The 13,631-nt window shown below is 56.2% G+C and carries 12 protein-coding genes and 1 pseudogene; 11 read left to right on the forward strand and 2 right to left on the reverse strand.

Going from position 1 to position 13,631, the window contains the following annotated elements:
- Nucleotides 1-180: 180 nt before the first annotated feature.
- The 9 genes from rfbB to JAO75_RS20810 all read left to right on the forward strand — a co-directional run bounded on the left by rfbB (nucleotide 181) and on the right by JAO75_RS20810 (nucleotide 10,311).
- Nucleotides 181-1,242: a dTDP-glucose 4,6-dehydratase gene (gene rfbB / locus JAO75_RS20770; protein WP_199051056.1), complete on the forward strand. Its 1,062-nt coding sequence runs from the start codon at nucleotides 181-183 to the stop codon at nucleotides 1,240-1,242.
- 75 nt (nucleotides 1,243-1,317) lie between these two features.
- A complete protein-coding gene (gene rfbC, locus JAO75_RS20775) occupies nucleotides 1,318-1,875 on the forward strand; it encodes a dTDP-4-dehydrorhamnose 3,5-epimerase (protein ID WP_199051057.1) in 558 nt (185 codons plus the stop codon).
- Between the two features lie 60 nt (nucleotides 1,876-1,935).
- A complete protein-coding gene (gene rfbA, locus JAO75_RS20780; RefSeq protein ID WP_199051058.1) occupies nucleotides 1,936-2,808 on the forward strand; it encodes a glucose-1-phosphate thymidylyltransferase RfbA in 873 nt (290 codons plus the stop codon).
- Nucleotides 2,809-2,885: 77 nt separating this feature from the next.
- Nucleotides 2,886-4,028 (forward strand): DegT/DnrJ/EryC1/StrS family aminotransferase, encoded by a 1,143-nt coding sequence (locus tag JAO75_RS20785; protein ID WP_199051059.1) that lies wholly within the window; start codon nucleotides 2,886-2,888, stop codon nucleotides 4,026-4,028.
- Between the two features lie 20 nt (nucleotides 4,029-4,048).
- Nucleotides 4,049-5,077, forward strand: coding sequence for a glycosyltransferase family 2 protein (locus tag JAO75_RS20790; protein ID WP_199051060.1), 1,029 nt, complete (start codon nucleotides 4,049-4,051; stop codon nucleotides 5,075-5,077).
- Nucleotides 5,078-5,173: 96 nt separating this feature from the next.
- Entirely contained in the window at nucleotides 5,174-6,151 is a 978-nt protein-coding gene (locus JAO75_RS25260) for a WxcM-like domain-containing protein (protein WP_199051061.1), read from the forward strand.
- A gap of 44 nt (nucleotides 6,152-6,195) precedes the next feature.
- Nucleotides 6,196-6,561 (forward strand): GtrA family protein, encoded by a 366-nt coding sequence (locus tag JAO75_RS20800; RefSeq protein WP_199051062.1) that lies wholly within the window; start codon nucleotides 6,196-6,198, stop codon nucleotides 6,559-6,561.
- A 236-nt stretch (nucleotides 6,562-6,797) separates the two neighbouring features.
- Nucleotides 6,798-8,738 (forward strand): glucosyltransferase domain-containing protein, encoded by a 1,941-nt coding sequence (locus JAO75_RS20805; protein WP_199051063.1) that lies wholly within the window; start codon nucleotides 6,798-6,800, stop codon nucleotides 8,736-8,738.
- 478 nt (nucleotides 8,739-9,216) lie between these two features.
- Nucleotides 9,217-10,311: an acyltransferase family protein gene (locus tag JAO75_RS20810; RefSeq protein WP_199051064.1), complete on the forward strand. Its 1,095-nt coding sequence runs from the start codon at nucleotides 9,217-9,219 to the stop codon at nucleotides 10,309-10,311.
- A gap of 79 nt (nucleotides 10,312-10,390) precedes the next feature.
- Here the strand turns inward: JAO75_RS20810 and JAO75_RS20815 are convergent, their stop codons facing one another.
- Nucleotides 10,391-11,143 (reverse strand): hypothetical protein, encoded by a 753-nt coding sequence (locus JAO75_RS20815; RefSeq protein WP_199051065.1) that lies wholly within the window; start codon nucleotides 11,141-11,143, stop codon nucleotides 10,391-10,393.
- Between the two features lie 399 nt (nucleotides 11,144-11,542).
- On the opposite strand from JAO75_RS20815, the gene JAO75_RS20820 reads away from it, so the two are divergent.
- A complete protein-coding gene (locus JAO75_RS20820) occupies nucleotides 11,543-12,511 on the forward strand; it encodes a class I SAM-dependent methyltransferase (RefSeq protein WP_199051066.1) in 969 nt (322 codons plus the stop codon).
- 280 nt (nucleotides 12,512-12,791) lie between these two features.
- Here the strand turns inward: JAO75_RS20820 and JAO75_RS20825 are convergent.
- A pseudogene (locus tag JAO75_RS20825) lies at nucleotides 12,792-13,088 on the reverse strand (integrase core domain-containing protein); the annotation flags it as partial.
- 127 nt (nucleotides 13,089-13,215) lie between these two features.
- On the opposite strand from JAO75_RS20825, the gene JAO75_RS20830 reads away from it, so the two are divergent.
- Nucleotides 13,216-13,631: IS110 family transposase (locus tag JAO75_RS20830; RefSeq protein WP_199051068.1), on the forward strand; the 416-nt coding region annotated here is incomplete at its 3' end.

The following is a 13,631-nucleotide window of genomic DNA, read 5'->3' on the forward strand; positions in this document are numbered from 1 at the left end:
TACCCAGGGTTGAATAACCGGCTTGGTCGGGGCTATTGACCCTCAGATCGACGTAAATCCGGAAGTCGTGGACGATACTACTGTTTTACGCTAGTAGCCTGCCCGGGATATAGGAAGCGGGATGCCCAAGATAAGCGCTAGGGCATGCTCAGCGGTTTGGGATGAAGAAGAGCAGGGGTCATGGCAAAGAGATTTTTGGTCACCGGAGGCGCCGGATTCATTGGATCGGCTGTTGTCCGCAAGCTGATTTCCAGCACGCCGCATCAGGTTCTCGTTGTCGACAAGCTCACCTACGCGGGAAATCTTGATTCTCTCAAATCCGTTGCAGGCAATGACCGCTACCACTTCGTGCGGGCCGATATCGCCGATGCTCGGCAGATGCAGGCGACGATCGACGAGTATCAGCCCGACGTGATCATGCATCTTGCGGCCGAAAGCCATGTTGATCGCTCGATCGACGGCCCTGGGGAGTTCGTGCAGACCAATGTCGTCGGCACCTTCACGCTGCTCCAGGCCGCGTTGGCCTACTGGAACACGCTGGATTCTGTTCGCCGCGATGGCTTCCGCTTTCTTCACATCTCGACCGATGAAGTCTTCGGCTCCCTGGGTGAGGAAGGTTTCTTCCACGAGGAATACCCATATCAGCCCAATTCGCCCTATTCAGCCTCAAAGGCAGCATCGGACCATTTCGTGCGCGCCTGGCACCATACCTATGGCCTGCCGACCCTGATCACCAACTGCTCCAACAACTATGGGCCGTATCATTTCCCCGAGAAGCTCATCCCTCTCATGATCCTGAATGCTCTGGAGGGCAAGCCGCTGCCGGTCTATGGCAAGGGCGAGAACGTGCGCGACTGGCTCTATGTGGAAGACCATGCGGATGCGCTGATCCTCGTGGCTGAACAGGGCAGGGTGGGCGAGAACTATAATATCGGTGGCTGGAACGAACGCACGAACATCGATGTCGTTCGCTCCATCTGTCAGCTCGTCGACGAGATGGCGCCAAGCCAGGCGATCGGACCGCGGGAGAAGCTGATCACCTATGTGACCGATCGGCCCGGCCACGACCTGCGCTATGCCATCGACGCCAGCAAGATTGAGCGCGAACTGGGATGGCGTCCGGCTGAAACCTTCGAGACCGGACTCCGGAAGACTGTTTCTTGGTATCTCGACAATCGGGCGTGGTGGGAGCGTGTCCGCTCGGGCGTGTATCGGGGCGAGCGGCTCGGGGTTGCCGTCTAAACCCAGGCTGCAGGCCCGGAGGGGAAGCCCGCTCGGTGAGCCGTCATAACGACAGCAAAGATGAGGAGTAAAAGGGTGCTGAGAGTGGAGCCAACGGCGTTGCCCGATGTCAAGCTCATCAATCCGCAGCGCATCGGCGACCGGCGAGGCTTCTTTTCCGAGACCTACAACCGTCAGCGCTTTGCCGAAGCGGGGATCAGCGTGGAGTTCGTGCAGGACAACCATTCGCTCTCGGCAGTTGCCGGGACAGTCAGAGGTCTCCACTTCCAGAGCGAGCCGTTTGCGCAGGCCAAGCTCATTCGGGTCGTTCGCGGCCGGATCCTTGATGTCGTGGTCGACATCCGCAAATCATCGCCGACCTTCGGCAGGCATGTCGCCGTCGAGTTGTCTGCCGAGAACGGTTCCCAACTGTTTGTTCCGGTCGGTTTCGCTCACGGCTTCTGCACGCTCGAGCCTGACACGGAGATTGTTTACAAGGTTTCGGCCTATTACTCTGCCGCACATGACCACGGGCTGCGCTGGAACGACACCGCTCTTGGCATCGATTGGCCTGTTGCACCGGCCGATGCGGTTCTGTCAGACAAGGACCGGCGCCAACCTCGGCTCGCCGAACTGCCGGCGTACTTTTCATAAGATGACGATTGGACATGGGGCTTCTTGTGAACAGGTCCCGGTATCCAAGGAGATGATACGATGAAGGGCATCATTCTGGCGGGCGGCAGCGGAACGCGGTTGCACCCAATGACGTATGTGACGTCGAAGCAACTGCTTCCCATCTACGACAAGCCGATGATCTATTATCCGCTGACCACGCTGATGCTGGCTGGCATCCGCGATATTCTCATCATCTCGACGCCTGATGATCTGCCGCGCTTCCGCCAACTGCTCGGGACCGGCGAGCAGTGGGGCATCCGCCTATCCTACGCCGAGCAGCCAAAGCCGGAAGGGCTCGCGCAGGCCTACATCATTGGAGCCGAATTCGTTGCAGGCGGTCCGTCCGTCCTGATCCTGGGCGACAACGTCTATTACGGCCATGGCCTGACAGAGTTGCTGCGCTCCGCGGCGAGCCGCACATCCGGCGCATCGGTCTTTGCGTATCACGTGACCGATCCCGAGCGTTACGGTGTTGTCGAGTTCGACCGTAACGGCCGGGCCGTTTCGATTGAGGAGAAGCCGAAGGTTCCGCGTTCCAACTGGGCGGTGACAGGCCTCTACTTCTACGATCGTCAGGTCGTCGATATCGCGGCAAACCTCAAGCCATCCGCCCGCGGCGAGCTTGAGATTACCGATGTGAACCGCGTCTATCTGGAGATGGGCCAACTCCAGGTCGAGCTGATGGGGCGCGGTTATGCCTGGCTTGATACCGGCACGCCGGACAGCCTCGTCGAGGCAGCCGAGTTCGTGCGCGCCCTGGAGAAGCGCCAGGGCTTCCGGATCGCCTGTCCCGAGGAGATCGCCTTCACGGCAGGCTGGATCGAACGCCAGCAGCTGGTCGCGCTCGGGACAACGCTCGCCAAGAGCACCTATGGGCAGTATCTGCTCCGTATCGCAGAGGGGGCAGTCTAATACAGGATTGCTGAACCGAAGCGCTAATTTTATTACATATATCTCTAGACTCCCTCTTTCGAGTAGCCAAGCGAACGATGACCACTATCCCTCTCAACGACCTGCAGCGGATGTATGCCGCATACGCTGATCGGCTCGATCAAGCAGCCTTGGACGTGCTTCGTTCCGGCTGGTGGCTGAATGGCCCACGGAACAAGGAATTCTGCGAGGCCTTTGCGGGTTATCTCGGTGTGTCGCATTTCGTTGGTCTGGCCAACGGCACCGATGCGCTTGAGATCGTATTGCGTGTGCTGCTCGAAAGAGGCCGCCGGGCAGGAGATCGAGTCTCCGTTGCGCCGGAGGTCGTCACGGTCGCGAATGCAGGGGGATATACGAGCACGGCCTGTTATCTGACCGGTTGCATGCCAGTTTACGCGGATATCGAGCAGGAAAGCCAGTTGCTGTCCATTCCCTCGGCTGTTGCTGCCCTGTCAGACAGGACGGCTGCCGTCGTGGCGACCCATCTCTATGGCGGCCTCATCGACGTTCCAGCCTTGCGCCAGGCCATGAACGATGCCGGCTACACTCATGTTCCGATCCTGGAAGATTGCGCACAGGCGCATGGCCTGAAAGGATGTGGGGCGCAGGCTGGAGCTTTCGGCGATATTTCGACCTTCAGCTTCTATCCGACCAAGAATCTCGGAGCGCTTGGCGACGGCGGTGGCGTGGCGACGAACGATGCGGAACTTGCCGCGTCCGTCCGCCGGCTCCAGCAATATGGATGGGGTGACAAGTACAGGATCGTCGCAGCTGGCGGCCGCAACTCGCGCCTCGACGAACTGCAGGCGGCTTTCCTGTCCGTCTTTCTTCCCGACCTCGATGCTGCCAATGCGCGCCGCCTCGCGATTCTCAATGCTTACGGGAAGGCTGCTCCTGCGGGCCTACATGTCGTCCGAAGCCCAAACGGTGCCGTTGCCCATCTGGCGGTCGTCCTGACAGACCACCGCGAGCCATTGAGAGATCACCTGAAGGCGCATGGGGTTGCCACGGATATCCACTATCCCGTCCTTGATTGCGATCAGCCCGGATGGGCTGACCGTCCCAAGCGGATCGGACCATCCGGGCTTGAGGTGTCGCGCCTCAGCGTCAACAAGATTCTCACCTTGCCCTGCTTCCCGACCATGACCGAAGAGGAGGTGGCGCGGGTCTGTCATGCCTTGTCCACCTTCGCGTTGCGGTAACGCGCTAGATCGGATACGCGATGATCACGTCTTCAGACGAACGCCATCAGGTTTCGGCCGAGCTGAACGCTCTTCCTGCTAAAACGGGTCGGCTGTCGCTTGTCATTCCCGTATACCGCAATGAAGACAACATCCCATCCCTAGTGGCGGCTCTCAACGACATTGACTCTGCTCTCGGCCATCGCCTCGAGGTCGTCTTCGTCATCGATGGTTCGCCCGACCGGTCGGGCGAACGATTGGTGGAGGCCAGCCGGGATATTCGCTTCGCCTCCCAAGTGGTCTTTCACAGCCGGAATTTCGGCGCCTTCACGGCGATACGGACAGGTCTCGAGAGAGCCACCGGCGACCACTTTGCCGTCATGGCAGCTGACCTGCAGGAGCCGCCAGAGCTTATCATACGTTTCTTTGAAGAGCTGGAGGCCGATCGAGCCGACGTGGTGTTCGGCAAGCGGACGGGACGGAACGATTCAGTCCTGCGTGATGCGCTCTCAAATGCTTTCTGGTGGCTGTACCGCAAGCTTGTTATCCGGGATGTTCCGAAAGGCGGCGTTGACATCTTCGCATGCAATCGCCAAGCCCGGGACGTGCTCCTGACGATCCACGAGCCCAACAGCTCCCTTATCGCGCAGTTGTTCTGGATCGGATTTCGACGAGAGTTCGTTCCCTATGGAAGGCGGCAGCGCGAGGTGGGAGAAAGCGCTTGGAAGTTCTCGCGCCGCGTCCGCTATATGATGGACAGTATCTTCTCGTTCTCGGACTTGCCAATCCTTTTAGTGTTGTGGATTGGCATTTTTGGATGCTTGGGAAGTCTACTCTTTGGTGTAGTAATTGCTTTCGCGCGTATCCTTGGATTTATTCATGAGCCTGGATATACGACCCTGGTTTTGCTTATTACGTTCTTCGGATCTTTGACGCTGGCTGTGCAGGGGATTATCGGCTCCTATCTCTGGAGAACTTTCGAGAACACTAAGCAGCGACCGCTCAGTATCGTTAGTCGCGTCGTGAATTGCGAGTCTCAAACAAATCAGCTAGGTACCGGTAAACCTTAAAGATCAAATAGTTGATGTCCGGAATAAACCGGCCACAGGCTTGGGTGTTAGACACAGTTATACCTATGGGAACACGGCAAAGAGGCCAGCATTATCATGACGGAACAAAAACCGGGCGCTTTGCCGTTCGTGCATGAAAAGGGGCTCTGCGAGAGCAAGCAGGTCGGCGCAGGAACCAGGATCTGGGCTTTCGCTCACGTTCTGCCGGGTGCCCGAATTGGGGCGAATTGTAATGTCTGCGACCAAGTCTTCGTCGAGAACGATGTGGTTGTCGGCGATGATGTGACGATCAAGTGCGGCGTGCAACTCTGGGATGGTCTGCGCGTAGGTAACCGGGTCTTCATCGGCCCCAATGCGACGTTCACGAACGACATGAGACCCCGCTCGAAGATCTATCCCGAGGCCTTCCTGCAGACCGTCCTCGAGGATGACGTTTCTATCGGGGCCAATGCGACGATTCTGCCAGGCATCCGCATCGGCCGCGGTGCTATGGTGGGCGCTGGCGCCGTCGTGACGCGGGATGTGCCGCCTTATGCGACGGTTGTCGGTAACCCTGCGGTGATCATCGGCTATCAGGAGACGCGGAGCAGCCAGGCTACACCTATCGAGCGTACGCGCGTGGGCGGAGCGGAAGCTCTTGGAGCCAAGATCGGCTCCCGCCTCGAACTGGGCGTCTCCAATTGCTTCATCGAGCGGTTGCCCAACTTCTCAGACATGCGTGGAAGCCTCACCCCTCTCGAGAACGGAAAGGGGTTGCCCTTCGTGCCGGTCCGGAATTTCTTGGTGTACGACGTCGCGAGCAGTCGGGTTCGTGGCGAGCATGCGCACCGCGAATGCGAGCAGTTTCTAGTGGCTGCACAGGGTGGTGTTTCCGTCGTAGTGGACGACGGTAGGAGCCGTGCCGAAATCCGCTTGTCCGATCCCTCAGTTGGTCTCTACCTTCCGCCAATGGTTTGGGGAATCCAATATAAGTTCGACCGCGAGAGCGTTCTGTTAGTCATGGCATCGCGGCCATACGAGGCAGACGATTACATCCGCGATTATGAAGAGTTTCACCGGTTGGTAGGACAGTGACGGGGAACCCATCGCACGTACGAGAACATAGGCGCGCAAAGCTCGTGAACGATGCGGGGCGCTTCCTCGGAGCAGGCCTTGTTAATACGGCTTTCACTGTCGTCATCTACCAGGTACTGTTGTTCTGGCTGTCCGCAACTTCTGCTTATGCGGGTGCTTGGCTCGTTGGTCTGGTGTTTGTCGCTCTTGTTTACCCTTCCCATGTCTTCAAGGGCGGAAGAACAGGGAGTGGAGCGCGTGTCGCAACGGCAATTGTTTACCTTCTGGGTTTCGCCATCGGCCTTGCAACGGTCAAAATCCTGGATACGACGTTCAGTGCTGAGCACGTTGCCATCTTCGGAGCACTATCGATCACCACGATCTTCAATTTCGTGCTGATGAGGGTCGTTTTACGGGGCTGGGAACGCTAGGGTCTTCGAACTAACCGAAACATGCCGAGCCTCTCCGGAGTTCAGAATCCGGTTGCTGAGGGTAGGAGAGATGAAGCTCAAGCCTGGTGTCCTGCACGGCTGGCCTGTTTCTTGGATACGCTGCGATGAATAAATCTAGTCCTGCCTTGTCGACCAATGTCTCTGATGCCGTGACGAGCGACAGGGGAAGAACCATCTGGGACTCAATTCGATCGACCATAGATCGATATGTTCCAATGGCTTCCAAGCTTATGCTTATCTTTCTCGCACTGTATCTTTCGGAGCTCGGAATATTTCCGCTCTCGATTGATGAAGAGTTTGCCGCCTACCGGACGGATCCCGCCGTGTGGGTGGCCCAAGGACGCTGGGCCGTCTACCTGATTGAATTGTTTCTCTTCCCACAACCAACAATACCATATCTTCCGGTTGTTCTCTTCGGGATCTGTGCTGTCATCGCGTACCTGTTCATGCTGCGATCACACAGGTTTGAGAGGAGCAATCTGTGGGCATATATTCTATTTCCTCTCTTCGCCGCCTTTCCGATATGGTTCTTTATAATCGAGTTTTATACCAACCTCCCCGGCATCGGCGTCGGGTTGCTCGCCTCATGCTGGGCTGTTTATTGTTATGTAGAACTGGTTTCCGTATCTGAGCGCAAACTATTTTCAGTTTTTCGCCAAACCTACAACTTGGGCATGTCGGTTGGTGCGACTGCATTAGCGCTGGCTTGTTACCAGTCTTTTTTGTTCTTTATCGTCTCCGCTGGGCTTGGCGCAATTCTGACAAAACTCCCGACGATCCCACGGGTTTGGGAAACGTTCTGGAAGAGCCTCGCTGTCATGGCACTAGTGATCATTGGGGGCGGGGTTCTTTACTATGTGATTTGGATGGCACTTCTTTACCTGCTTGCGATCCCGATCTCGTATATCCAAGGGTTGGTTGATGTTGGTTCGTTCTTTGAAAATCCAACCCGCATTTTGAATTCAAGCCTTTCTGAATTCTGGAAGATCTATTCGGGGAGCCCGGATGTATATGGCCACCGAAATGTAGTCGGCATTCTCATATTCGGGGGACTCTCTGCCATCTTGGTGCAGTGCTCACGGAGAGGTCTGGCTGCTCTGAGCATAGGGATCGTTCTCGTTTTTGCTATTCTGGCTGCTCCGTTTGCATTGCATCCACTGTCGCGGGGGTTCGCAGCTTACCGGTCGATGGTGGCGGTGCCCTATATCGTCTGGCTTTGCGGAGCGCTCGTGCTCACCTGGCAGATCCAGCTCCTGAGAGCCGTTGGGGTCGTAGTCTCAGTTCTCGTCATTTTCGGAAGTCTGTACAGCCTCTCGCTGTTCCAGGCTGCCAATCACTTGGTAAGGGATCACGATCGTCTGCTTGCCCAGCAAGTGCACACCAGCATTGCAGCAGCACACGGCAAGTTTGATGTAGGCCGACCCTACCTTGTAGACTTCTATGGAGAGAAGAAGTTTCAGACTCCCTATCCGCGAATTCTGTCGTCGACGGTCGGACAGTCATTCTTTGAATGGGATCGGGGCAACCCCTACAGAATCATCTCCTTCATGAACCTGATTGGCTACGGCAATCTCAAGCCTATAGGAACCGACAAGCGCGCTGACTACTTAGCCGAGTTCAACACTATGGCCGTATGGCCAAACGAAGGCTCTGTTAAGGTCGTAGGGGATGTAACGCTTGTGCGGCTTAGCCAGGAGCCTGGGCTTGTCCACCAGAACCTGAACGTACCCTTCCGGTTTGAAGGAGATGATGTTCTTTATCGGTTGAGTGATCAGCAAGTGGGCTCAACTCCTACCTTACAGAAGGGCATGAAGTTCTCCTCGGACGGCTCTCTTGCGGTCGCATCGCAACGTGATCCTCAAGTGATTGTTCCGCTGAATGACGCTGGCGCCCGAACCTGCAGGGTGCTGCAAGTCGCGATTACACAGCAGATCAAGATCGGAGCCGCAGTGCAGGTATTCTATCAGCCGGTCGGAACGGCGATCTTTTCGGAAAAGAACTCGTTCAGCATCTACCAGCCTCCGGGAAACAAAGAGACAACCTTCTTTCTGCAGTCGGATAGCGGGTTTAATCCTGTGTTGAGAGTTGATCCTGTACACAACAGGCAGACAGTTAGGTTGAAAGATATTGCTGTCGGCTGCGCTAGAAGGTTGTGATATCGAGAGTGGCCGCCCATTCGTACTGCCTCGTAGCCGAGCTTTTCAGTGCTCGGTGTGGCCGAAGTAGTGGAGTTATCATCACAGTTCAGGAGGGAAGGGCCACGATCGAAAGCCCAGCTTCATGTCGCTTGGACTTCGTTCTTGCCCTGCCAATTGCATTTTATAAGGCTTCTGTCACTCAGGATCCTGAGGGCACAACACTTGTATTGGCTCGGATCAGGCAGGCGATCAGCTTCGAATTCTTATTTTTAAGTGCAGGAATAGGATCGGACAATGAGGTCTTGGAACTCTGGCCTGGCCTCGTAGCATCCGCTGAGCATGTTGGTCGTCCAACGTGGGCAGCTGTGATCTTGGCGTCTATGCCATCAAGCCAAGATTGGATGCCCATGCGGCGCCTTATCTCAGAAGGGCTGATTGCCTCTCTGGCCCGACATAGGTTAAGTCACGAGACTACTATTTTCAGGGGGGCGACACAGTGAAAACACTGGGCCGTGTGTTCGAGGACCGTACAAACAATTTCAACTTGATTCGTCTGGTGGCGGCGTTCCTTGTGCTGGCCGGGCACAGCTACCCACTGACAGGCAAGCCAAGCACGCTCACCGCGGTCTTCGGATACGACCCGGGTCAACTCGGCGTGGCAATCTTCTTCATCATCAGCGGGTTTCTAATCACACGCTCGGCCGAGAACCGGAGCCTGATCGAGTACACGTTAGCCCGCCTCCTGCGGATCGTGCCTGCCTTGGCCGTTGTTGCCTTCGCAACTGCTTTCATCGTCGGGCCCATCTTCACGACGGTGCCTCTGAAGCAATATTTCGCCTCGGCAGAGACGTACTCGTATCTGACGAACGCGATCCCTTACCGGACACAGTTCACGCTACCTGGGCTTTTCTATGGCCTGCCGATTAGCGGCGGAGTCAATGGTTCTCTGTGGACCCTCCCGCTTGAGGCGGCCTGCTATGTCATCTTGCCAGTGCTACTGCTGGCTGGATTGATGCAGCGCTACTGGGTCCTTGGAGTCACGGCAGCCGCTGCCATCGCGCTGCTAGCTGGAATCAAAGTCTTTGGCCTAAGCTTTGGTAATGCCGGGCCGGTGTTGTTTGGAGTGACACAGCTCTACCAGCTGGCCTACTACGGTATGTACTTCCTGATCGGCGCTGCACTTTGGGTGCATCGGAATGACATACCATTCTCCTGGGTCGGCGCGGTTATCTGCTTGGTGCTGATGGTAGCAGCTCGTCATACCTCGTACGCCACGCTAGCGCTGTATTTGGGGATGCCTTATCTGATCATGTACTTAGCCTTCGCGAGGCCCATTGCACCGGTGCTGACGAAGAAGATAGGGGACCTGTCGTATGGAACTTACTTGATGGCATTCCCGCTGCAACAGAGCTTTGTCAGCCTATCGGGTAAAACAGTCGGTGCGGAGATGCTCACTCTCGTGGTGACGTTGGTCGTCCTGCCATTAGCATGGCTCTCTTGGCGCTATATTGAGAAACCAGCCTTAAACTGGAAGAATGGGTTTAGGCGTCCGGCTGCAACTGGCAGACCAGAGGCCGCAACAGCGCTTTAAACATGAAGACGTGACTGTTCATCAAAAGCCGCCTCTGGGCGGCTTTTTCGCGTCCATCGCTCTTATATGCAAGTGTCTTTTAAGGACGAAGCGACAGCCGTAGGCTCCCAAAGAACCTCTGAGCACGTTGCCTAATCGGCTCGCTTTGGGTTTTCTCAATGAGGGCATAGACACTACCTCGGTCCTCAAGGCGGTCGTTTCCCTCAAGCTCATTGAAGTGCATATCAATGATCTTATAGCCAGTCTGCCGTAGGAGCCTCTCAAAGCCCTGACGACTGTAGCGGGAGCCCCATGTTAGGCCGGGAGCAGGGCTCTCGAAGTAATCTGGCTCTGATCGGGCGAGCGAAACTACGTTCTGCACGATGAGATATCGATTGGCCATCTGGTAGGACTTCGTGAGGATCTCCGCCGGATTGCTGACGTGGTAGAGGCCTCCGACGTTAGCAACAATATCGACGGGCTCTAGCTGGTCAATGTTTTGAACGTCTAGGTCGATAAGACGCACGTTCTTGAAGCCGAGGCGCTCGATGATCTGCGGGGCCTCGTTTGATTGATTGTGCCGGTTATCGTCAATGCCGATGCTGCTGGTGGCACCGAAGAAGCTGGCAGCCATGGCGTAATAGGCATCGGCACAGAACAATTCCGCAAAGGAAACAGGCGTATCTAGATGGGTGCGGCACTTCCCAATAGCCCAATGAACATAGCCCAAGATAATTGGCTCTTTGCACCTCTGGTTGGGCTCATAAATCCCGGGTAACTGCTCATTGTCGACGCCGAAGAGCCTATAGGAGTGATACAGAGGGCCTAGGTCAGCCAAAACCTGCGATTTCATAAACTCATTCCATGCAGTAGGTCACTTCAACAGTGGTACTTCTTTATCTGTTACCTCGTGCAAGGTGGCAAGGCGTAGCCTCGTAGGCTATTTATATCTCTGACATGGGCACTTCATGTCTACCGAGGCATACGGGTGAGCACTGGGCATAAACAGTGTCGCATAAAGTATCGAGCGGACCATGGCGAAGACGGAGCCTACCCATTGGACCTGCGCCAATCGATCATACGGCAACTCTAGGTGATGAACATTGTCGGGAGAGGTCAACTTATGTAATGATCGTCCTCAACAGGATGGGTAAGGTGAGCAATTAGCAATATGCAGAGGGCACAGGACGATCTAACAGCCGGAGACAAGCATTATCGTGCGTTCGTTGGTCCGCCGAGCGGTTATGACATCATGGCTGCGACCCAATTCAATTTGTTAACCGCACTCGGACTGCGGGACAATCATTACCTTCTTGATATCGGCTGTGGATCGCTGAGGGCAGGGCGGCTTTTTATTCCGTATCTTCGTAGCGGCCACTACTGTGGCCTTGAACCTGAGGAATGGCTTGTCCAGCAAGGCATTGACTCTGAACTCGGCCGCGACATCCTGCGGATCAAACAACCGTTGTTCGCCCATAACTGGAAGTATGACTTCAGCTCGTTTGGACGCAAATTTGACTACATGCTCGCACAGTCCATCTTTACGCATGCTTCTGCGAGCCAGATCACCCAGTGCCTGCAAGGAGTAAAGGAGCACCTTTCCCCACTAGGCATCTTCGCTGTAAATTTTATCCTTGGATCCGAGGATTACAAAGGTAATGAATGGGTTTACCCAGGCTGTGTAAATTACACCGAAGCGGGTATGCGGTCTCTTGTTGAGAATGCTGGCCTTGAGATGCGGCTTGTCAATTGGCCAGCACTCCCTACCACATGGATGTTAGTGACCCATCGAGGCGAGGGGCGTGTGCTTCGGGAGCCGACAGGGGCTACAGCAGCTTTGGATGTACGGAACTTGGTCGTAAGCGGCTTCGAGGAGAGTCCCGAAGCTTGGGGCTACGTCGATAGCCAATGGATTGAAGGAGAATGGTTATATGTCGTCGGCTGGTGCCGTAACCCAGCGACGAATATGCCGCATAAGGACGTTCTGGTTGCAAACGAGGATCGAAGGCTTCTTGGATCTGCTGTGACGTGGATCTCTCGCCCTGACGTCGCTGAGGCTTTCAAGGAACCGTTACTGGAGCGATGCGGGTTTAGAGCGCGAATTCCGGCATCCAGTCTCAATGCGGGTAAAAACGAACTGGTCACTTATGCCTTTGACCCTGATACTGGCATCGCGCTTCGGTTGCCAAATAGTCCGACCGTTAAAGACCTTATCATCTAACTAGCTGCCCGTTTCGAGCCAGCGTTCCAGTGTGAAAGGCGGCCCGTCTCATGCCAAACATGACTCAGATACGCAGGATGACTGAGACATGTGGGAGGGCGTTTTCGCGTGTCTGGGTAGGGCCTGACCATTGACCTGCCACTGAAGTTCCATCCGGTGGCGTTTAGAGCCTCGGCGGGTGTTGAACCGATCCCGAAGTTTGGACCACCTGCGGTTAGAGTTTTCCGGCTTCATGGACCTGCCCCGAACGCTGGACCATGGCCGAGCGGAACTTCCGGCCTCATGACCCCATCGGCTGGCTGGGAGCTCCGATGGATTTCATGAACTCGACCGGGGTCTTATGCCCGATCGAGCTGTGCGGTTTTTCACAATCGTACTCGTGTCTGAACGCCTCACATTTTAGCCTGGCATCGGCCAGAGACAAGAACCAGTTCTGATCGATGCATTCGGCCCGGACTTTGCCGTTGAATGCTTCCACGAAGCTGTTGTCGGTGGGCTTGCCGGGGCGCGAGAAGTCCAGAACAACCCCGTGCTGGTAGGCCCACAGATCGAGAGCGCACGAGACGAATTCAGGGCCGTAGTACATGGGGAAGCAGCGCGGCGGGGCTGGTCCGGGTTGCGCAGCCGCGCTGCCCGGGGTGGTCATGGCCAGCCAGCAGGTCTCACAGTGATGTCGCTGAACACACGCTGGAGGCCAGCCGACCATGACCGATCTCAATTCTACACCTGCTCCTGCCACTCTGGTAGCAATCGACATCGCCAAGCACCGCCACGAGGTGCTCATCGAGGCTCCCGGTCAGGCCCGACGCCGGCGGCTCACCATCCTGAGCACCAAGGCGGATTACGATCGCCTCGTCGAGGCTTTGGGTGCCTATGGTGGCCCGGTGCTCATCGGCTTCGAGGCCACAGGCGATTATCACCGCGGGCTGGCCTACCGCCTGCTCACAGCTGGTTTTGACTTGCGGCTGGTCTCATCCGTGGCGCTCGCCCGCACCCGCGAGGCGCTGCACAACGGCTGGGACAAGAATGATCCCAAGGACGCGCAGGTGATCCTGCATATGCTCCGGATTGGGGCAACCCAGCGCTATGTCGATCCTCTGGCGGCCGGGATCAACGACCT

This window comes from Microvirga splendida (assembly GCF_016427565.1).
GTDB lineage: Bacteria > Pseudomonadota > Alphaproteobacteria > Rhizobiales > Beijerinckiaceae > Microvirga > Microvirga splendida.